15 protein-coding genes, 2 tRNA genes, 1 pseudogene and 1 riboswitch are annotated in these 21,063 nt (G+C 55.1%); of the genes and pseudogenes, 10 read left to right on the top strand and 8 right to left on the bottom strand.

What is annotated here, in order from left to right:
• The 8 genes from NF347_RS00160 to NF347_RS00125 form a co-directional block, all read right to left on the bottom strand.
• On the bottom strand, positions 1 to 1,281 hold the full coding sequence (locus tag NF347_RS00160) for a BamA/TamA family outer membrane protein (RefSeq protein ID WP_107036094.1): 1,281 nt from the start codon (positions 1,279 to 1,281) through the stop codon (positions 1 to 3).
• A gap of 62 nt (positions 1,282 to 1,343) precedes the next feature.
• The gene (ftsH, locus tag NF347_RS00155) at positions 1,344 to 3,473 is read right to left on the bottom strand and encodes an ATP-dependent zinc metalloprotease FtsH (protein WP_107681403.1); all 2,130 of its coding nucleotides are present in this window, start codon (positions 3,471 to 3,473) and stop codon (positions 1,344 to 1,346) included.
• 34 nt (positions 3,474 to 3,507) lie between these two features.
• Positions 3,508 to 3,867 carry a ribosome silencing factor gene (gene rsfS / locus NF347_RS00150; protein WP_107036096.1) on the bottom strand — a complete coding sequence of 120 codons (360 nt, stop codon included), beginning with the start codon at positions 3,865 to 3,867 and terminating at the stop codon, positions 3,508 to 3,510.
• A gap of 116 nt (positions 3,868 to 3,983) precedes the next feature.
• Complete coding sequence (feoB, locus tag NF347_RS00145) at positions 3,984 to 6,377, bottom strand: ferrous iron transport protein B (protein ID WP_107036097.1); 2,394 nt, start codon at positions 6,375 to 6,377, stop codon at positions 3,984 to 3,986.
• 213 nt (positions 6,378 to 6,590) lie between these two features.
• Positions 6,591 to 7,184, bottom strand: a complete 594-nt coding sequence (locus NF347_RS00140; protein ID WP_107036098.1) for an FKBP-type peptidyl-prolyl cis-trans isomerase — start codon at positions 7,182 to 7,184, stop codon at positions 6,591 to 6,593.
• A 66-nt stretch (positions 7,185 to 7,250) separates the two neighbouring features.
• Positions 7,251 to 7,415: a hypothetical protein gene (locus NF347_RS00135; RefSeq protein WP_161553769.1), complete on the bottom strand. Its 165-nt coding sequence runs from the start codon at positions 7,413 to 7,415 to the stop codon at positions 7,251 to 7,253.
• 182 nt (positions 7,416 to 7,597) lie between these two features.
• Positions 7,598 to 7,668: transfer RNA gene (locus NF347_RS00130), tRNA-Cys, on the bottom strand.
• 43 nt (positions 7,669 to 7,711) lie between these two features.
• Positions 7,712 to 7,801, bottom strand: a tRNA-Ser gene (locus NF347_RS00125).
• Positions 7,802 to 8,000: 199 nt separating this feature from the next.
• Here NF347_RS00125 and NF347_RS00120 point away from each other — a divergent pair.
• The 10 genes and pseudogenes from NF347_RS00120 to NF347_RS00075 all read left to right on the top strand — a co-directional run.
• Positions 8,001 to 8,297: a DUF4492 domain-containing protein gene (locus NF347_RS00120; protein WP_107036099.1), complete on the top strand. Its 297-nt coding sequence runs from the start codon at positions 8,001 to 8,003 to the stop codon at positions 8,295 to 8,297.
• Between the two features lie 20 nt (positions 8,298 to 8,317).
• Positions 8,318 to 9,883: a cytochrome ubiquinol oxidase subunit I gene (locus tag NF347_RS00115; protein WP_107036100.1), complete on the top strand. Its 1,566-nt coding sequence runs from the start codon at positions 8,318 to 8,320 to the stop codon at positions 9,881 to 9,883.
• Between the two features lie 11 nt (positions 9,884 to 9,894).
• On the top strand, positions 9,895 to 11,016 hold the full coding sequence (locus NF347_RS00110; protein WP_107681405.1) for a cytochrome d ubiquinol oxidase subunit II: 1,122 nt from the start codon (positions 9,895 to 9,897) through the stop codon (positions 11,014 to 11,016).
• A gap of 431 nt (positions 11,017 to 11,447) precedes the next feature.
• Positions 11,448 to 12,719, top strand: coding sequence for a T9SS type B sorting domain-containing protein (locus NF347_RS00105; RefSeq protein WP_107681401.1), 1,272 nt, complete (start codon positions 11,448 to 11,450; stop codon positions 12,717 to 12,719).
• 48 nt (positions 12,720 to 12,767) lie between these two features.
• A complete protein-coding gene (locus tag NF347_RS00100; protein ID WP_107681400.1) occupies positions 12,768 to 13,688 on the top strand; it encodes a lytic transglycosylase domain-containing protein in 921 nt (306 codons plus the stop codon).
• An 85-nt stretch (positions 13,689 to 13,773) separates the two neighbouring features.
• The gene (gene uvrA, locus NF347_RS00095; RefSeq protein WP_123541695.1) at positions 13,774 to 16,644 is read left to right on the top strand and encodes an excinuclease ABC subunit UvrA; all 2,871 of its coding nucleotides are present in this window, start codon (positions 13,774 to 13,776) and stop codon (positions 16,642 to 16,644) included.
• 64 nt (positions 16,645 to 16,708) lie between these two features.
• Positions 16,709 to 16,987, top strand: a complete 279-nt coding sequence (locus tag NF347_RS00090; RefSeq protein ID WP_107681398.1) for a putative quinol monooxygenase — start codon at positions 16,709 to 16,711, stop codon at positions 16,985 to 16,987.
• A gap of 891 nt (positions 16,988 to 17,878) precedes the next feature.
• Positions 17,879 to 18,691, top strand: a complete 813-nt coding sequence (locus NF347_RS00085; protein WP_107036105.1) for a DUF6377 domain-containing protein — start codon at positions 17,879 to 17,881, stop codon at positions 18,689 to 18,691.
• Positions 18,692 to 18,787: 96 nt separating this feature from the next.
• A riboswitch (cobalamin riboswitch) is annotated at positions 18,788 to 18,986 on the top strand.
• 214 nt (positions 18,987 to 19,200) lie between these two features.
• Positions 19,201 to 20,322: a uroporphyrinogen decarboxylase/cobalamine-independent methonine synthase family protein gene (locus NF347_RS00080; protein WP_107036106.1), complete on the top strand. Its 1,122-nt coding sequence runs from the start codon at positions 19,201 to 19,203 to the stop codon at positions 20,320 to 20,322.
• A gap of 73 nt (positions 20,323 to 20,395) precedes the next feature.
• A pseudogene (locus NF347_RS00075) lies at positions 20,396 to 20,914 on the top strand (SLC13 family permease); the annotation flags it as partial.
• Positions 20,915 to 21,063: the final 149 nt, after the last annotated feature.

The following is a 21,063-nucleotide window of genomic DNA, read 5'->3' as shown; positions in this document are numbered from 1 at the left end:
TCAGAACGCCTCGCCGACGGCAAACACGAAGCCGGCCGTATGACGGCCTATGCCGTAGTCGATGCGGGCGTTGACGCCATGCTTGAATTCAAACCGCAGCCCTATGCCGCCGTTGGGCAGCCACTCGGGGCGGATCTCCTTCTTCGACAGGTTGCGGAACGACGAGAACACCGCCGCCTGACCCAGCCATGCGGTCATGCCGATGCGCCACCAAATATGCTGGCGAAGCTCGGCCTGAAGCGACATCTGACTATTGTCGATATACGATCCCATGTAGTAGCCGCGCATGCGTATGCCGTCGCTGGCTATCATCTCGCGCATGCTCCACGGAGTGTGCGAACTATTGAACTTTGCATACAGATCAAAGGCGAGAGTGGCGCCGCGCCACAGACCCAGATATGCGTTGCCTATGATCAGATGGCTCTGAAACGACGCCGGAGCGCTCCCCAGCTGACGCGGATAGAACATGTAAGTGTAGCTCAGATGCACTCCGCGGGTGGGCTGCAAGATACTGTTGCGGGAGTCGATGGAGAGCGAGGCGCCGAGTCCGGTCACGTAGTACTGCCGCCGGCCGCCGAGCAGATATTCCGGATTCGACATGCGACGGGCGTCGGTATAGTCGAAATTGGTGTGAAAACCGGCATGAAGGTGGTGTGTGAGCTTATAGACCAGCTCCGTGCGCAGATCGATCTGGCGCCGGTCATATTTCGACTTGGGATTGACGGCCGTCTCCTCGGAATTGATGCCCCAGAAATCGAGCCTCTTGCGATATGCCTCGAATTTATAGCCGAGTCGCAGACGGTTGCCGGGGAAAATATTGTTGCCCTTGAAAGTGAACACGAAGAAGCCGTTGAGCGAAGCATTCAGGCACGCAAACAGATCGGACGGAATGCCGACACTGTCGGTGCGGTCCACGCGATAGAGTCCGGTGCACAGCGCCCCGATGCCGAACGACGCCTCGCGGGTGTAGCTCGGCGAGATACCGAAGCTGAGATCAACCCGCTTCTCGCGGGTGCGGTCGACGCTTCCGGCCATAAAACCGTTGAGATAGTTTTTAACCTTTGGCGGCAGCCGGTTGAACAATGGCAATGAATCGACCTTGAAATCGCTTGTCGGCGAAGGAGCTTCGGCCGTCGCCGGAGCTACGGCCGGAACAGCGATACTGTCACCGGCATCGGCCACTGCGCCACGCGCGCCCACACGCGCCACCGACATGACCATCAGGAGCATGACCGCTCTGACAGCCGCGCAGCAGGGAGGATGAAGGCATCGATATTTCATCGACGTGGCTTTAGCAGGCTTAATGACAATCTGATCGTGATATCAACTGTAGTGGACGGGATTCAAAGTCCCTTGAACGGAGGCGGAGTGATGTCGCCGGCGTCATCGGCTTTATCGGCCTCACCACCCTTATCGCTGGCGGAGTCAGCCGCAGCGCTATCGCCAGAAGCGGTTTCGGCCGGGGGCAAAGCGGGCATCGCAGTGGCCGGAGAGGGCGACGATTCATGAGAGTCGCTTTCATCGGCGGCATCGCTGTCTGAACGTCCATTGGTGTCGCCCTCAGCCTGATTGGCGGCGAGAATCTCGTCGGTGCGCGACGCCCACTGACGCTTGCCGAAGATCTTCTCCACGTCCTCGGTGAATATCACCTCGCGGCTGATAAGCGTATCGGCCAGACGGCCATGTCCCTCGGCGTGACTGCGCAGTATCTCCTTGGCGCGCTCATACTGCTCGCTGATGATACGCGACACCTCCTCGTCGATCAGGCGGGCACGCTCGTCGCTGTAGGGCTTCGAGAAACCGTAGTCCTGACCGGTGGAGTCGTAGTAGCACAGGTTTGGCAGACGGTCGCTCATGCCGTAGTAGGCCACCATGGCATAGGCCTGTTTGGTGACGCGCTCCAGGTCATTGGCCGCGCCGGTGGATATATGGCCGATGAACAGCTCTTCGGCCGCACGTCCGCCGAGCGTGGAGCACATCTCGTCGAGAAGTGCCTGCGTCGGCGTGATCTGACGCTCCTCGGGCAGATACCACGCTGCTCCGAGAGCCTTGCCACGCGGCACTATCGTCACCTTTATCAGAGGATTGGAATAGCGGAGATGCCACGACACCGTGGCGTGGCCCGCCTCATGGACGGCGATCGAACGCTTCTCCTCGTCGGTAGTGATCTTCGAGCGCTTCTCAAGACCTCCGATTATACGGTCGACGGCATCGATGAAATCCTGACGGCCGACGCTCTGCTTGTTGTGGCGCGCAGCGATAAGTGCGGCCTCGTTGCACACATTCGCTATGTCGGCGCCCGAAAATCCGGGAGTCTGGCGTGCGAGAAGATCCACGTCGACCGTTTCATCGGTCTTGATCTTGCGCAGATGCACATTGAATATAGCCACACGGTCGTTGAGGTCGGGAAGATCCACATAGATCTGCCGGTCGAAGCGGCCTGCACGCAGCAGCGCCTTGTCGAGTATGTCGGCGCGGTTGGTGGCCGCCAGTATGATCACTCCGGAGTTGGTGCCGAAGCCGTCCATCTCCGTCAGCAGTTGGTTGAGGGTGTTTTCACGCTCGTCGTTTGAACCCATGTTGGGATTGCGGCCACGCGCTCGGCCCACGGCGTCGATCTCGTCGATAAACACTATGCATGGAGCTTTCTCCTTGGCCTGACGGAACAGGTCGCGCACACGAGACGCGCCGACGCCCACGAACATCTCCACGAAATCCGAACCCGACATGGAGAAGAAGGGCACATTGGCCTCGCCGGCAACAGCCTTGGCAAGAAGGGTCTTGCCGGTACCCGGAGGGCCGACAAGCAGCGCTCCCTTGGGTATCTTGCCGCCGAGATTGGTGTAGCGCTGGGGATTTTTCAGAAACTCCACGATCTCCTCTATTTCGGTCTTGGCTTCGGAGAGGCCGGCCACATCCTTGAATGTGACATGTATCGGACCGTCCTTGTCAAAAATCTTGGCCTTTGACTTGCCGACACTGAACACTCCGCCGCCGGCGCTGTCACGGCCCGACATGCGGCGCATCATCACAAACCAGAAAACGATCAGTATTATCACCGGGCCGAAGGTCCAGAGCAGCGGCCCGAAGTCGCTCCCCTTCTCATACTTCACCTCGCCGCTGAACACGCCTTCCTGACGCCACTGGTCGATCTTGTCCTGCATCTTGTCGGCCGAGGGAGATTCGGCGACAATGCGGGCGCTCACACCCGATTCGGGCTTGAAGTTGGAGCCGAACACCACCTTGGCCATGGAGTCGGTCAAGGCGCCTTCAACCTCTCCTTTGTTGGAGAACACTGTGATGCGGCTCACTCCGCGGTCGTGGACATACTGCTCGAATTTGGTGTACGACACTGACTTGGTCATCGAATTGTCGTCGAAATACAATATGCCGGCGAGAAATATTATCACGATGGCATACATCCAGTACATGCTGAAACGTATGGCCGGTTTGTTTTTCTTGGGTTGTTCCATTTCTTGGGGTTGTGTGTGCGGAAAGAGGATGGATTCAGTCGAGGTCGGCGATCTCTGTCAGCGGAGCGTCGCTCCACAGCTCTTCGAGATTGTAGTGCTCGCGCATCTCGCGGATAAATACGTGGACGAGCGTGTCGCCGTAGTCGATCACGATCCACTGCGAGTTCTGGTAGCCGTCGTAGTTATACGGCTTTATTCCGGCCTTTTCCAGCAGATGCTCGCGTATATTGTCGGCTATCGCCGACACCTGCATCGTGGAGGTGCCTTCGCATATTATGAAGTTGCTGGCGGCGGCACTCTCGATGCCGCTCAGATCTATGACGGAGATTCGTCGTCCTTTCTTATCTTGTATTCCCTCGGTGATGAGTCCGACGATGTCAGCCTTTTCGGTCATTTTTGTCAGTTGTTCGATAGGTTATGTGTTTAGAGATTGCAAATTTAGTCACTTACACCCATTAAAACAATTTTCATGCCAAAAAGGTAGGGAAGGACAATGATTTTACGCCGCCGTCAGCAGAACGGCAGCGCTATATGGTAGGCGGCAAGCGCTACCAACCAAGCCAGCAATGTGTTGTAGACTACTGAAAACGCACCGTATTTCCACGAATTCGTTTCTTTCACTATCGCTGCCACGGTGGCTATGCACGGGCAGTAGAGCAGGATGAAGATCATGAAACTCAGTGCCGATGCGGCCGAGAAGTCGGCCGTGCCCGTGGCGGGATTCACAGCCGTCAGGCGTGCCGAGAGCGAACTGTCGTCGATCTCCTCGTCGCCGGTATAGAGCACTCCGAGCGTCGATACCACGATCTCTTTGGCGGGAATGCCCGCAAGAGCCGCCACAGAGGCGCGCCAGTGAAATCCCAGAGGCTCCATGACGGGATTGACTATCTTTCCGGCCATTTCGAGATATGAATCACGATGAACATCGATCTGCGAATCGTCGGAGATGGCTGTGGTCAGCTGCGCGTCGTCAGCATCTGCCACCGTAGCCTGCCTGTCGTGGATCGGGAAATAATTGAGAGCCCAAACTATTATGCTGGCCACGAGGATCACTCCGCCCATTTTCTTGAGGTATTGCTGACCCTTGCCCCATGTGTGGCGCAACGAGGCCTTCAGAGTGGGGATGCGGTAGGGCGGAAGCTCCATCACGAACGGAGTGACATCGGTCGTAAACTTGAACTTTCGCAGCAGACGGGCGGTGACCATGGCCACTACCACTCCGAGGCAATACAGACCGAGGATGACCAGAGCCGCATGACGCTCGAAAAACGTGCCGACAAGCAGCACATAGACCGGCAGCCGCGCCGAACACGACATGAACGGATTGATCAGTATGGTGATCAGACGGCTCGTGCGGCTCTCTATCGAACGGGTTGCCATGATGGAGGGCACCGTGCATCCGAATCCCATGATCAGCGGTATGAACGACTTGCCGTGAAGCCCTATGCGGTGCATCAGCTTATCCATTATAAACGCCGCCCGCGCCATATAGCCGGAATCCTCCATGAAGGAGATGCAGAAGTAGAGTATCAATATGTTGGGTAGAAACACTATCACACCGCCGACACCGCCGATTATGCCGTCGGCAATGAGATCCTTCAGCGGCCCGTCGGGCATCATCCCCTGCACAATCTGCGATATTTTACCGACCAGCCACTCGATCCAGTCCATAGGATACTGGCCGATCTCGAACGTAGCCCAGAATATCGCAAACATTATAAGGAGGAATATCGGGAAACCGAACAACTTGTTGGTCACAAACGCGTCGATGATATTCGTCGGGTTATTACGGTCCTGATCGCCCTTGACAAGCGTCTCGGCAAGCGCGCCGGCTATAAATCCGTATTTTTCATCAGCGATGGCCGACGACGCATCCTCCTTGCGCATCAGTTCTATACGCTGCTGCTCCGCCCTCGTAGCCTCCATGATCTGCGCCGATCCGGGCAGGCTCTCCACCAGGCGTATCACCTCGGCATCGTCCTCCAGGAGTTTTATCGCTATGAAGCGTGGCGAGAAGCGCGGGCTGACATCAGGCTCGGCTTTGATCAGATCCTTCACGGCGGTCACACCGCGCTCTATATCCTCGCCAAGATTCACATGCACGTGGCGCACATCCTCGTCGCGTCCCTCATATACATCGATAACCGTATCGAACAGTTCGTTCAGTCCTTGTCCGGTACGGCTTACGGTAGGCACCACCGGCACTCCGATCATACTTCCGAGAAGCTTGTAGTCGAGTCTGTCGCCACGTTTCTCAAGCTCGTCGTACATATTGAGAGCTATCACCATGGAGCGGTCCATGTCGATCAGCTCGGTGGTCAGGTAGAGATTGCGCTCAAGATTGGAGGCCACCACCACATTTATGATCACGTCGGGGGTGGCGTCGCGCAGATATTTGCGCACATAAAGCTCCTCGGGCGAATAGGATGCCAGCGAATAAGTGCCCGGCAGGTCGACGATATTGAACCGATAGCCCTTGTAGTCAAAGTGACCCGACTTGGCGTCGACCGTCACTCCCGAATAGTTTCCGACATGTTCCTTGGCTCCAGAAGCCACATTAAACAGCGACGTCTTGCCACAGTTGGGATTACCGACAAGAGCCACATTGATGACATGAGCCGGGCGGTGCCTGACGTCGGCAGGCTTTTCACCGCCACTCCGCGCGTGATTTTGCTCCCCTGCGAAGGGAGTCACCTCCACAAGATGCGCTTCCGACCGTCTGAGCGAGATCTCATAGCCCATTATGCTGTATTTGATGGGATCTTTCAACGGAGCATGAAGCAACACCTCTATATCGTGCCCCTTCACGAATCCCATCTCAATCAGGCGTTTTCTGAACGCCCCGTGGCCGAGAATCTTCACGATTTTCGCTTTCTGCCCGGTCTGAAGTTCGTCTAATCTCATAATTTACGTCGGAGTTTCAGCTGCAAAATTGGCAATTTTATGTGTAATCTCAAAGAAAACGCGGGAATAATTTATACCGATTATAAATTAACCCGCCGAATCGAGCCACCGGTCGCGCAGACGAAACAACCCCCGCGCAAAGCCCGGAAAGAGCATCAGCGCAGGGGTCTGTATCATTCGGCATGTCACGTGCAAGCCGACCCTGGCAAGCGATCAGTGACAGCCGCAGCCCTCGTGGTCGGAGCATCCGCACGAATCAGTTCCGTCGCCATGACAGCCGCAGGAGTCTTCGCCGCCGTGATGGCAGCCGCATCCGCAGCCGTGAGCCGGCTGAAGCTCTTCGGGAGTAGCGTCGCGCACGGTGATGATCGAGCCTTTGAAGCGCACGTCCTTGCCGGCCAGAGGGTGATTGAAATCCATCTCGACCTCATCGTCGGTGACATCCACCACGAGTCCGTTGATGCGATAGCCGTCAGAAGTCATCATCGGAAGCACCGCTCCCTTCTTTACCATCTCGGAATCAAATTTCCCGTCTACGGCAAACACGTCCTTTTCAAGACGAGCCACCTGATCGGGATCATGCGGACCGAATGCCTCGGCAGCCTTGACAGTGACGTCAAACTCGCCGCCGGCCTCCAGACCCTCGATAGCCTTTTCAAGCGGACGGATCATGCCGGGAGTAACTCCGAATATTATCTTTTCGGGATCCTGCGCATCGGTCTGATGCACAAGATTCTCACCCGCAGGGGTCACTTCATAGAGGTCGTAGCCCAGCTCTACATATTTTCCGGGTTGAATTTTTTCCATATAATTATCTGTTTGATATTTCTACTGCCATCAAGAGCTGCAAAAACCGTGCCAGCGGAAGCCCTGTCAGCCGAGTATCGAGTAAAAAGCCCAGATACCGGCCGCGACTATCACCACAAGGAGAATTATGGCGACCCACATGGTGCGCCGTGTGCACGGGGGATAGAGCGATTGATTCTGACGGTCGGCCATATTGGCCGATGCGCGTCGGTTGCGTTCATTGTGCGACATAGGATTAAGATTTTATCCGACGGCTACTCTACGCCATCCACGCAGCCACAGCCATTCATCAGAATAAACGCGCGGGCAGATTGATTTGTTTCAACGGCAGCCGCTGTCATCACCCGCAATGCCACAAAAAAAGATCCGGATCAGGACTTGCATCCAAAACCGGATCATCACGCTAATTAAAGAGGTACCAAGCAGAATCGAACTGCTGTACACGGTTTTGCAGACCGTTGCCTCACCACTCGGCCATGGTACCATAAAAAAGGAAGTGATACCGCAGGGTGTCGTGCTTCCGTTTATGGCGGTGAGGACGAGATTCGAACTCGTGGTAGGATTGCTCCTACGTCAGTTTAGCAAACTGGTGGTTTCAGCCACTCACCCACCTCACCGTGGTCTATTTTTCCGAATCATTTCTGATTGGTGGTGCAAAGGTAGCATGTTTTTTGCAATTATCCAAATCATCGACCATAAGTTTTCACAGAAAAATATTTTTTATCGGAAAAATTGCCTTTTGCCAATGTATTTACGAACTTTATGCCTCCACAATCTTTTTAATTCTGTCACACACCGAACACACTCTATCAACAGATGGCAAAACAATCTGACATCTCCGACAAAAAGCGACCGCGCAACCTGATACGCAGAGTTGCCGATCTGTACATCGACGGATTCCGCTCCATGACGGTGGGGCGAAGTCTGTGGGCCATAATACTGATAAAACTGGCCATACTGTTCCTGGTGTTCCGGCTCTTCTTCTTTCCCGACCTGCTGAGCCGCGACTATCCGACCGACGAGGATAGAGCCGCGGCAGTGCGCGGCCAGCTGATAGACCGCGGATCGCAGCCCGACCGACAACCGACCGACAATCAACACTCAACACCATAACAACTCAACCACAGACGCTAATGGAAAATCTCGTAGAAGTAGTCGACTGGTCGCGATGGCAGTTTGCCCTGACCGCCATGTACCACTGGCTGTTCGTGCCGCTCACCCTCGGAATCTCGGTGATCATCGGCATCATGGAAACCATCTATTACCGCACCCGATCGCGGCGGTGGCTCGCCATCACAAAATTCTGGATGACACTGTTCGGCATCAACTTCGCCCTCGGAGTGGCCACCGGCATAATCCTTGAATTCGAGTTCGGCACCAACTGGTCGAACTACAGCTGGTTTGTAGGCGACATATTCGGAGCGCCGCTCGCCATAGAAGGGTTGCTCGCGTTCTTCATGGAATCGACGTTTATCGCAGTGATGTTTTTCGGATGGAACAAGGTCAGTCCGCGTTTTCATCTGGCCGCCACATGGCTCACCGCGATCGGAGCGTCGATCTCGGCTCTGTGGATACTCATCGCCAACGCCTGGATGCAGCATCCGGTGGGCATGGAGTTTGATCCGGCACAGATGCGCAATGTCATGGACGACTTCTGGGCAGTGGTGCTCTCGCCTGTAGCCATCCACAAGTTCTTCCATGCCGTCATGTCGGGATGGGTGCTTTCGGGTGTCTTCGTCACCGGGATCTCCGCCTGGTTCATGCTTCGGCGACGCAACCACGCCATGGCCATAAGCTCCATCAAGGTAGCCTCCGCGGTTGGAGCCATCGGCATGCTCGGCACCCTATGGAGCGGCGACGGATCGGCTGTCGACGTGGCGCGGGTGCAGCCCATGAAACTCGCCGCCATGGAGGGACTCTACGACGGATCGTGCCGGCAGGCCATCAGCGCGTTCGGCATCCTCAACCCCGACAAGAAGCCGGGCGACGACAAGCCCGCTTTCCTGTTCAACATCAGCATCCCTGCAGGGCTGTCGATACTCGCCACCCACTCGGTGGACGGCTTCGTACCCGGCATCAACGATCTGATAGAGGGGCGCGCCGTCACACCCGCCGGCGACACCGTAAAGACCGAAAGCTATGCCCAACGCATAGCCGCCGGACAGCGCGCCCAAAATGCGCTACGACGCTACGACGCAGCCCGCAAAGAGGGCGACACGGCCGCTATGACGCAGGCCGCCGCCGAGCTAAAGGCCGACTTCGACAACTTCGGCTACGGCTATCTCCAGTCGCCAGCCCAGGCAGTGCCGCCTGTAGCCGTCACCTACTATGCGTTCCATATCATGGTGATTGCCGGAGGATTCCTGTGCCTCGTGCTCGCGCTGACACTATGGGGAGCGTTCCGCCGCCACGACCTGCTGACCAAACGATGGTATATACTGACTGCCATCGCGTCGATCCCCGTAGTGTGGATCTGCTCCGAAGCCGGATGGGTCACCGCCGAGGTCGGACGCCAGCCTTGGATCATCGAGGGGCTCATGCCCGTACAGGCAGCCGTCAGCGACATCTCCGCCGCAAGCGTGCAGACCACATTCTGGATGTTCGCAGCCGTATTCACCGCTTTTCTGGCTGCGGAGATATGCATCATGACACGCCAGCTGCGCAAAGGCGCCGAAACCGATTTTGAAAACGAAAAATGACATTGACAACCATGGAACTTGAATATCTTCAGAATTACTGGTGGCTGCTGATAGCCGTACTCGGATCGCTTCTGGTGTTCCTGCTCTTCGTGCAGGGCGGACAGACCATGCTTTTCCAGCGATTCACCGAATCACAGCGCACGATGATCATCAGCTCGCTCGGCAAGAAATGGGAGCTGACATTCACCACCCTTGTGGTGTTTGGCGGAGCATTCTTCGCGTCATTCCCGCTCTTCTACTCCACGAGCTTCGGCGGCGCCTACTGGCTCTGGATGCTCATACTCTTCAGCTTCGTGCTTCAGGCTGTGAGCTACGAATTCCGCCGCAAACCGGGCAATATATTCGGCACCCGTACCTACGACGCATTCCTGCTTATTAACGGATGCGCCGGGTGCATACTGCTCGGAGTGGCCGTGGGCATGATGTTTTTCGGAGCAGAGTTTACCGTCAACATGGGCAACATACTCGACCACGGATCGCCCGTCATATCGCGCTGGGCGCCCACCCACGGACTCGAAGCCATACTTTGCTGGAAAAACCTGCTTCTCGGAGTGACCGTGCTCATGCTCGCGCGCACACTCGCTTCGCTCTACATGCTCAACGACATAGCCGACGATGCTTTCGGCGCACGGCTGCGACGCCAGGCCACGATCAACGGCGCGGTGTTCGTAGTGCTGTTTCTGGCATTTCTCGCCGTCCTGCTCACACAGCGCGGACTGACACAGACCGACCCCGACACATTCCGATGGACCGAATACAAATATCTCCACAACGCGATCGACCTGTGGCCGGCCACGATAGCATTTGCAGCCGGGGTCGCCGCCGTACTGTGGGGCATCGGCGCCACAGCCTTCCGCAAGGCATGGCGCGGAGGCATCTGGTGGGCCGGAGCGGGAACCATTCTCGTGGTCATCGCGCTCTTCTGCTACGCCGGATTCAACTCCACCGCCTACTACCCGTCGCTGCTCGACGCATCAAGCTCGCTGAGCATCCGCAACAGCTCGTCGACCGAATTCACGCTCACCGTGATGAGCTGGGTATCGGTGATCGTGCCGTTTGTCGCCGCATATATCATAGTGGCATGGCGCAAGATGGACTCGGTGAAGGTGACCGCCACCGACTCGGCCCACTGACATCAGACCGCGAGAAAACACTATTTAACGCCGGAGCCGCGAACCATCAGTGCACTCCGGCGTTTTACTACCAAAGAGAAGGCATTTTGCTGGCGTTATTAAAAAGCCAAGGCTCTATTTATAACCCGGAGTCTAACCCAAAGGGTAAACCGTAGGATATATAACCTTCTCAGCCCACTTCCGCCATCCGGACGTGGGCTCTCTTTTTATACACGCCTATACAATTTTAGATACGTAACCATTGTGAGCTAAAGCATATTGCCATAGGATCTGTCTGCTGCGCCGGCATATCCACGAACGAGATGACCCACTGTCGTCCGGGAGGGGATTTTTGCAAAAATAACAGGAAATTAACACCTGCCGCATAGAAGCACGCATCGCCATAAGCCACAGATTTAGTAATTTTGCAGGCTAAAACTATTTTTGAGCGAATGCGACTGACGATTGTCTACATATCCATAATCATCATAACCTCGCTGAAAGCCGCCGCCGACGTCAGGCTTTCCGCCACTGTGCCGCCGGTGGAGATCGAAGTCCAGCCGTCAAGCGGCCTCAACCATGCATGGGTGACCGACGGATCCGACGGGCTCAGCGCCACTGTCACATCGCCCGAGGGGGCCGTATGGTATATGTTCGGCGTCGACGGTGCTTCGGAAGCCACACGGATCGGACAAGGCGCCTCCATCAGTCTGCACAGCGGCAGCCACGGCTACATAGCCAAAGAGGGCGACATCCGCACCTTCTTCTGGGTGACTGACTGGAACGATACCCCGATGACTTGCGGCGAACTCCACACCACGCTCAGCGACTGCGCCACGCTCGAACTCGCATATACCGGCGTGGCTCCCCGCATGACCTATCACGGCATCAACGGACGCCCGTTTGAGATCGACCGCCGGATCACACTCACCCACAGCACTCTCGAAGCCGACGAAGATGGCAATTTTGCAAAGCGCGAAACCGTAGAGTCATTTCCCTACCTCCGCGAGGTGATAGCCATCGACGCCCCGCTGTGCGCCACCGCCCTGACGCTGCGCGGCGACCGCTTCCTGATACAGTGGCAACGCCCCGTCGAGGCTGTCGAATCCGGTTTCACACCCACAGCTGTCGCCGCCAGCGCCACAATGAAACTGAACACACGCGACGTGGCCAACGAACAGACCACCGACGACGCCGCGACAGCCGGATCGGCGCCGCTCGAAGCCACATTCACCGCCTCAACAACCGAAGCGACCGCATTCACCGAGTGGCAGATTGCCACCAACGATGAATTCACCGACATCATCGTCAGCGAGACAGACCCTGACTTCACCTACACGTTCCGCGAGGCCGGCAACTTCTTCGCACGATTCACGGCCGCCAACGCCGACGGCTCCTGCCTCTATGTCAGCGACACCTACAACGTGAGCATAGGCGAAAGCCGCCTCTCATGCCCCAACGCATTCTCTCCCGGCGACTCCGAAGGGGTCAACGACGAATGGAAAGTCAGCTACCGCTCCCTCGTCGAATTCGAATGCCACATATTCAACCGCTGGGGCGTGCGCCTCGCCACCCTCACCGACCCCTCGCAAGGATGGGACGGACGCTACAAAGGCCGCCTCGTGGATCCCGGAGCCTACTACTACGTCGTCAAGGCACGCGGAGCCGACGGCAAGAGCTACAACCTCGGCGGCGACATCAACATCATCAGAAGAAAACGATAGACACACACATCATCCCATACCTCAAAACCTTTGACACTCTATCAGAACATGAACAGACTGCGCAACATACTGACAGCAATGGCCGTCGTGGCAGCAATGGCCGCGGCAGCCCAGTTTCCCAACGTCGTCAACCCCGAGATACCGGCCAAAGTGACATTCGCCGGCAACACAGTCAGCCTCGACCGCGACGACATGTACGAACGCCTCGACCGCGAACTCACAGCGATGGCCTACACCCACGGCAACACCCTCCTCACCATAAAACGCGCCAACCGCTACTTTCCGGTCATGGCGCCGATACTGAAACGCAACGGAGTGCCGCTCGACATGCTCTACCTCGCCTGCATCGAAAGCACCCTCAACCCGCGGGCACTGTCGCCCGCCGGAGCCGCCGGATTCTGGCAACTGATGCCGGCCACCGCCAAAGAGTTCGGGCTTGAAGTAAACAACTTCGTCGACGAACGCTACAACCTCAAAAAAGCCACCGAGGCCGCATGCCGCTATCTGAAACGCGCCTACTCACGCTACGGCAACTGGGAGTCGGTGGCCGCATCCTACAACGGCGGGATGGCACGCATATCGCGCGAACTGCAGGCTCAGGGGCAGAACACCGCCTACAACCTCTACCTGACCGACGAAACGTCGCGCTACATGTTCCGCCTGCTTGCCATGAAACTCATCATGACCCGACCCGCCGACTACGGATTCTCACTCAAGGCCAATCAGCTCTACCGCGCCGCCGAATGCACTCCGGTGAAAGTCAGCGGACCGGTCGACGACTGGCAGCAGTGGGCCATAGACCACGGCACCACCTACATGGCACTGCGCGACCACAACCCCTGGATACGCGCCAAATCGCTCCCCAACAAGACCGGAAAGACCTACACCGTCATGGTGCCCAAGCCCGGAGCGCAGATGCGCAGCCGGCAGAAACCCACCGTCTACGACCGCAACTGGATCAAGGACTGACACGCCACACACCGCTGCGACACACAATACATAACCGAAATGACCACAACCGCCCTGCCGACAGACACAACAGGGTGTTACCACAATGACTGAAACAAAACCGCATATCCACGACACCGCACCCACCGCCATAGCCGAAGAGCAGCTTGAAGTGATGGGAGCGAGAGTGCACAACCTGAAGAATATCGACGTAGAGATACCCCACGACAGCCTCACCGTCATCACCGGCCTGTCGGGATCGGGCAAATCGTCGCTCGCCTTCGACACGATCTACGCCGAAGGACAGCGCCGCTACGTCGAGACATTCTCATCCTACGCCCGCAACATGCTCGGATCGCTCGAACGCCCCGACGTCGACAAGATCACAGGCCTCAACCCGGTCATAGCCATCGAGCAGAAGACCGTCAACCGCAATCCGCGAAGCACCATAGGCACCACCACCGAGATCTACGACTTCCTCCGACTGCTCTACGCACGCGCCGGAGAGGCGCGCAGCTACATTTCGGGCGAGACGATGGTCAAATACACCCACGAGAAGATCGTAAGCCTCATATCGGAGCGCTACCCCGACCGCAGGATCTACATACTCGCCCCGCTTGTCAAAAACCGCAAGGGACACTACAAGGAACTGTTCGAGAGCCTCCGCAAGAAAGGCTACCTCAACGTCAGAGTCGACGGACAGATGCTCGAGATCACCTACGGCATGAAACTCGACCGCTACCGCAACCACTCCATTGAGCTTGTGATCGACCGCCTCAAGGGAGCCTCCGACATGCAGCGCCTGCGCGACAGCGTCGACGAAGCCCTGCGCCAGGGAGAGAAAGAGATGATGGTCTACGACGTGGAGCTTGACCAGACGAGCCACTTCAGCCAGTCGCTGATGGATCCCGTCAGCGGCATTTCCTACCGCGAGCCGGCGCCCCACAACTTCTCGTTCAACTCCCCGCAGGGAGCCTGCCCGACGTGCAAAGGACTCGGACAGGTCAACATCATAGACCGCGCCAAGATATTGCCCGATCCGTCGCTATCGATCCGCGACGGAGGCATAGCCCCGCTCGGCAAATATCGCAACTCGATGATATTCTGGCAGATCGAAGCTATCTGCCAGAAATACGGCCACAAGCTCACCACACCCGTGGGCGAACTGTCGGAAGAAGCCCTCGCCGACATACTCAACGGCACCGACGAGCGACTCAAAATCTCCAACGCCACCCTCTCCACCTCCAACTACTTCCTCACCTACGAAGGCATACTCAAATACATCGAGATGCAACAGGCCGACGACGCATCGTCGAGCGCCCAGAAATGGAGCGGCCAATGGTTCAGCCGCGCCGCATGCCCCGAATGCGGAGGCCGGCGCCTCAACCGCGAGGCGCTCCACTTCTTCATCGACGGCAAGAACATCTCCGACCTCTGCCGCATGGACATCAGCGCCCTCTACCAATGGACCGAAGGCCTCTCCGACCGCCTCCCCTCCACCCGTGGCATAGTGGCGCGCGAGATCGTCAAGGAGATACGCACACGTCTTGGATTTCTTGTCGACGTCGGACTCGGCTATCTATCGCTCGACCGCAACTCCTCCACCCTCTCGGGCGGAGAAAGCCAGCGCATACGCCTGGCCACACAGATCGGATCGGAGCTCGTCAATGTGCTCTACATCCTCGACGAACCGAGCATAGGCCTCCACCAGCGCGACAACCGCCGCCTGATCGACTCGCTCAAGAAACTGCGCGACGCCCGCAACACCGTCATCGTGGTAGAGCACGACAAAGACATGATGCTCGAAGCCGACCACGTTGTCGACATCGGCCCCAAGGCCGGGCGCAAGGGTGGCGAAGTGGTGTTCAGCGGGCCACCCGCCAAAATGCTGCTCACCGACACCCTCACCGCCTCATATCTCAACGGACAGCGGCGCATAGAGGTGCCGCAGCGACGGCGACCCGGCAACGGCAAGACACTCCGGCTTCTCGGAGCCACAGGCCACAATCTGCGCGGAGTCGACCTCACCCTGCCGCTGGGCACTCTGACGGTCGTGGCCGGAGTCAGCGGATCAGGCAAATCATCGCTCATCAACGGCACCCTCCGTCCGATACTCTCCGCCCACTTCTACCGCGCGCAGGAGCAGCCGCTCCCCTACGCCTCGATCGAAGGACTCGAAAACATCGACAAGATAGTGACCGTCGACCAGTCGCCCCTCGGCAAAAGCCCCCGCTCAAACCCCGCCACCTACACCGGAGTGTTCACCGACATCCGCAACCTGTTTGTCAGCCTGCCTGAAGCCAAGATACGCGGATACAAACCGGGACGATTCTCGTTCAACGTATCGGGCGGACGATGCGAGACCTGCGGAGGCAACGGCTACCGCACCATAGAGATGAACTTCCTGCCCGACGTGCTCGTGCCCTGCGAGGCTTGCGGCGGCAAACGCTACAACCGCGAGACACTCGAAGTGAGATTCAAAGGCAAATCGATAGCCGACGTGCTCGACATGACCATCAACCAGGCCGTGGAATTCTTCGCCGGCATCCCCGCCATACTCAACAAGATAAAAGTATTGCACGACATCGGGCTCGGATACATAAAACTCGGCCAGCCCTCGTCGACACTCTCCGGAGGCGAGAACCAGCGCGTGAAACTCGCCACCGAGCTTGCCAAGCGCGACACCGGCCGGACACTGTTTCTGCTCGACGAGCCCACCACCGGGCTGCATTTCGAAGACATCAGGGTGCTGCTCGGAGTGTTCAACCGCCTCGTCGACAAAGGCAACACCGTGGTGGTGATCGAACACAACCTCGACGTGGTGAAATGCGCCGACCACCTGATCGACATGGGACCCGAAGGAGGCTCTGAAGGGGGCATGATACTCGCCGCCGGAACGCCCGAAGAGGTCGCCGCCGGAACATCGCCCACAGCCCCGTTCCTGCGCCAGGAACTCACGACCGGCACCACCCGCTGAACTTTCCGCCCCGTCGCAGGCGTTTTAACCACAGCATATCCATCAACCACTAACCCGTATAATCATGATACGACTCAACGTATTCCTTCTTATCGAGAAAGAATCCAACCGCCGGCCGCTCATTGAGGCCGCCACCGGACTGACCGAACTCTCGCTCCACGACAAGGGGTGCATCAGCTACGACCTATACGGATCGCTGACCGTCGACAACCACCTTATGATCTGCGAGACGTGGAACGACCGCGCCGACCTCGAGCAGCACATGGCCACCGATCACTTCCGCACCATCGTGCCCCAGCTCCAGCAGCTCGCCACCATGACAATGGAAGAGTTCACATTCTGACCGGCCGACAGAGATTTCCACGCAAACAGACCGAGGCGGTGTATTGATGGTTCGTGAAAACCGTCGACACACCGCCTCGATCTTGTTCATGGTCTTTTTCTGACTGTACTATGCGACAGACATGCCGTTCCTGCAGGGCGGCATAGCAAAGTATCTAATCCAAGTCATAGCTTTTGCCGAGTGTAGCCAAAATCCCGTAATTCCACACTCATACTGTCCCTATAAAATGCTCCCGGTGATAAACCGGCATGGAAGAGCGATGCAAAGTTAACAACCACATCGGTTTATCGCAACGAAATCATAGATTTTAACATAAAACTTTTTAACCTAAAAAAAATTTAACGTTGTTTACCCATACAAAAAACATACCTCCACACTACATCCACCCGCAGTATAGATAATACAAGAGCAACAAAAATAAGCCGTTCCTCACGGAGCGGCTTACATCTTAGCCGTCATCTCAAAATTGGAATCAGGCTGCCAAACCTAACATAAAACACATTACTATTATGCACTTCTTACTTGAAACTCCAAAATGATTTACATCCCGGATACACTTTACGGAACATATTTAACAAACTCCTGATTCAAATTAAGAACCGGGCGCTATACACGCCCACGAAATTACAACACAAAATTACAAACAATCCCCACCCATATCAATACCATCTAACCGCATATCGATAAAAATACAATAAATGATTCATTTAGACAATTGACTCTCAATATATTACAACCGCATGGATCTATACACCGCATGTTACAAATCCAAATCACGAGCATCGAAATTCAAACAAATGTGTGACCCGACCGGCAACGTCAAAACACGGTTTCTTTGCCAAAAATATAATAATTTTGCACCATTAACATGTTTACCCTACCTTCTATCGAATGAAAAAACATATCGCTATATCAACATTCATCATATTGCTGTCGATATCGACGGCCTTGCCGTCCCACGCCCTTGCCGACACTGGTCAGACCCGCTCCGACATCCGACCTGCAGAGACAACCGACAATACATCGGCCTACGACAGGATCACCACCGCCGAAATAATACTGGCATCGATGTTTGCCATATCGTCGGCCGGATGCATATCGCTCTACCGCCGCAAAAACACCGCACCCGACAACCGGCCCGACACAGCGACACACACCACCGTAACATCCCCGGCCGACGACACGCCTCCCGACGCCGACACTGCCGACACTGTTTCCAACGGGAGCGGTCTCACAACCATACCCTCCGAGCAGACCGTTCCGACCGAACTGCTCCACAAAATAATCGACTTCGGACTCGCCCACTCCGACAGTCATCAGAAAATCTCCGACAACCTGCGGGCGCTCACCAAAGAATCGCGCCACACCGACGCCCACGCAAGAGAAAGCTTCCGCCTGCTCAACAGCCAGACAGAAATTTTCCAGCAGCTTTTCGACACGGCGTTTCTATGCACCTACCCACGCTTCGTCGACCGCCTCAACAGCCTCCTGCTGCCTGAAAAGACATTTCCACATCCCACACCCGGACAGCTCACCCCCGAACTGCGCGTGGCCGCGTTCATGCGCATCGGAGTCGACGACTGCAACCGCATAGCCCGCACACTCGGACTATCGCTCAACACCGTCTACACCTACCGCAACCGCACACGACAGCGCGCCGCCGACCGCAACCGCTTCATGGCCGAGCTCATGAAGATATCCTGACGGCGCTGATGCATAGAACTGATGCATAGAAATGCATAGAAACTTTGATGATTTGATTTTTCTATTATATTTACTCATTGTTTGAAAAATTTTGAGTAATTTTGCACCGTCTCAGGTTTCGTGTGCATCGCAAGATGCCATGAATTAAAAGGGAATCAGGTGAGAATCCTGAACAGACCCGCTACTGTGAGTCCGCCAAGGATTTCCGTAGATTACAGTCACTGGTCACGATATGACCGGGAAGGCTTACGGAAACAGGACAAGTCAGGAGACCTGCCGGGACCATTGTATCATTAATCCCGAGGACTGGATGCTATGATAGCGACAACTGACATACAATACATTTGCGACCTTCAGCAAGGAAACTCATATAACCCCCATGGTCGCTCTGGTGAAGTCAAAGTGACTTTGCCCTTTGCTGTATGCCAATCATTGAACCCACAAGAGGCACGAGAGATGATACATGTTGAAATCTATTGTTTAACTTTATCATCATCACCTCGTACTAAATGGAATTTGATGTAATCGGAATCTATCTCCCACCATCCGAATTAAATGCAACGCGAATCAAATGTGACCATGGGAAGTTTTCATCCGATCGTTTGAAAGAGATTGAAAATAATGCGGTTCTTGACATCGTCGAGAGACAGCTTGAATGTGGACTGACTGTTGTTACGTCGGGAGGAATACGCTGGAAACACTGGAACAAGGACTTCTTCTTCGGCCTGTCAGGTATATCAAAAGAACGCCTCGAAAGTGGCCATCTGTATTCTATTGATACAAACCTTACCGATCTAATGCGCTTCACGGGTCGCATTTCTTTTAATCCATCACACCCTTATTTCGATGATTTCAAGTTTATGGCTGATGCCGTAGCCGAACGTGCAGTGTGCCGCCAAATTATTCCATCGCCTACCGAGTTGTATATGCAACTCCTTCTTATGGCCGACGGACACCCTGAACGTCTCTATCCAGATGCTTCAAGCCTTGTATCCGACATAACTGAAGCATATCGTAAAACCATAATAAGACTGTATGAATTGGGATGCCGAAGCATAGTATTCGATGATACAGCGTGTGGCTGCCTATGTGAGGATAATTTCGCAAAAAGGCTTCTGCAAGGTGGTATAGACACCATAAGTTTACAAAATATCTTAATTGAACTGATCAATGGTTCTTTCGCTGAAACGCCTTCTGATATTGAGAAGGCAATTTATCTTTCCGGTGGTGACACAATAGTACCGGAGTGGGAATATATAAAATATCCTGATAATATCATGCCACGGATATTGTCGGAAGTCATTGCCGACAAGTTCTTCATGCCTTTTGATGTAGCTGATGATTATTCAATAGAGATTCTAAGCCATCTGCCGAAAGGGAAGAAAGTCGTAATGGGGCTTATAGACGCACATTCTCCTTTTCCGGATGATAAAGATGCCATTATCCGTTTCGTAAGGAAAGCCAAGAGACATATCAATCCCGTTTTTTTGGCTATCAGTCCTAAAACCGGATTCTGCCTGTCTAACTACGCGCCACGCGGTCTCCAGTACAACGATCAATGGACTAAAATCAAATCCTTAAAGAATTTGATTGATAATCATCACATAGCGCTGAAGGAAAGTTATGTTTAAGAACTTTCATGGATTCCAACTGGTAGATGAGTATCATCAGTGGAAAAAGGAACACAGGCAAAACAACAACCCGCTTCAGATTAAAGTACTTTGCGTGACTGGCATAATAACAAAGCGAGATCTTGAGGAATTAAGCTGGAGTATACTTTGGATGGTCGCCGGAGGTTTTGCCCTTGGTGTAGCTCTTCAGGAATCAGGACTTGCTCAGCACCTGATAACATCCATTCCATTTGGAACTTGGTCGCCGTTGGTGGTCGTCATCGGATCCGGAGTGCTTTGTTATCTAATGGCAAATTTTATCTCCCACACAGCGACCGCAGCATTATTTATCCCTATTCTTGCGATAGCCGGGTCAAGTATGGGAGTCAAACTCGCAGAACTCGGAGGTATAGGAACTCTGCTTATTGGGGTTGCAATCAGTTCGTCAGTAGCCATGATTCTGCCAATTTCCACTCCTCCCAATGCCCTTGCAGACGCAACGGGATTCATCAAGCAAAAGGACATGGTCACCACGGGCTTGATTATGGGAACAATTGGACTTATTCTTGGATATATTGTACTTATGACTTTTGGACAAGTAGTACTTCTTTAATGAATCTTTTTTTCTGCCGACCGATATTATACAGACTCTTTTCATCAAATCGGTCACTATCGGGCTTGCGTCGAGATAACGCAAGCCCGATTTCCTATTTGTTGCTAAACATATATATACCGGATTCACCGCCTCTATCTTCTCGCTGT

This window comes from Paramuribaculum intestinale, from assembly GCF_030759015.1.
Lineage (GTDB): Bacteria > Bacteroidota > Bacteroidia > Bacteroidales > Muribaculaceae > Paramuribaculum > Paramuribaculum intestinale.
The sequence above is the reverse complement of the archived record's forward strand: the minus strand, read 5'-3'. Positions and strand labels throughout refer to the sequence as shown.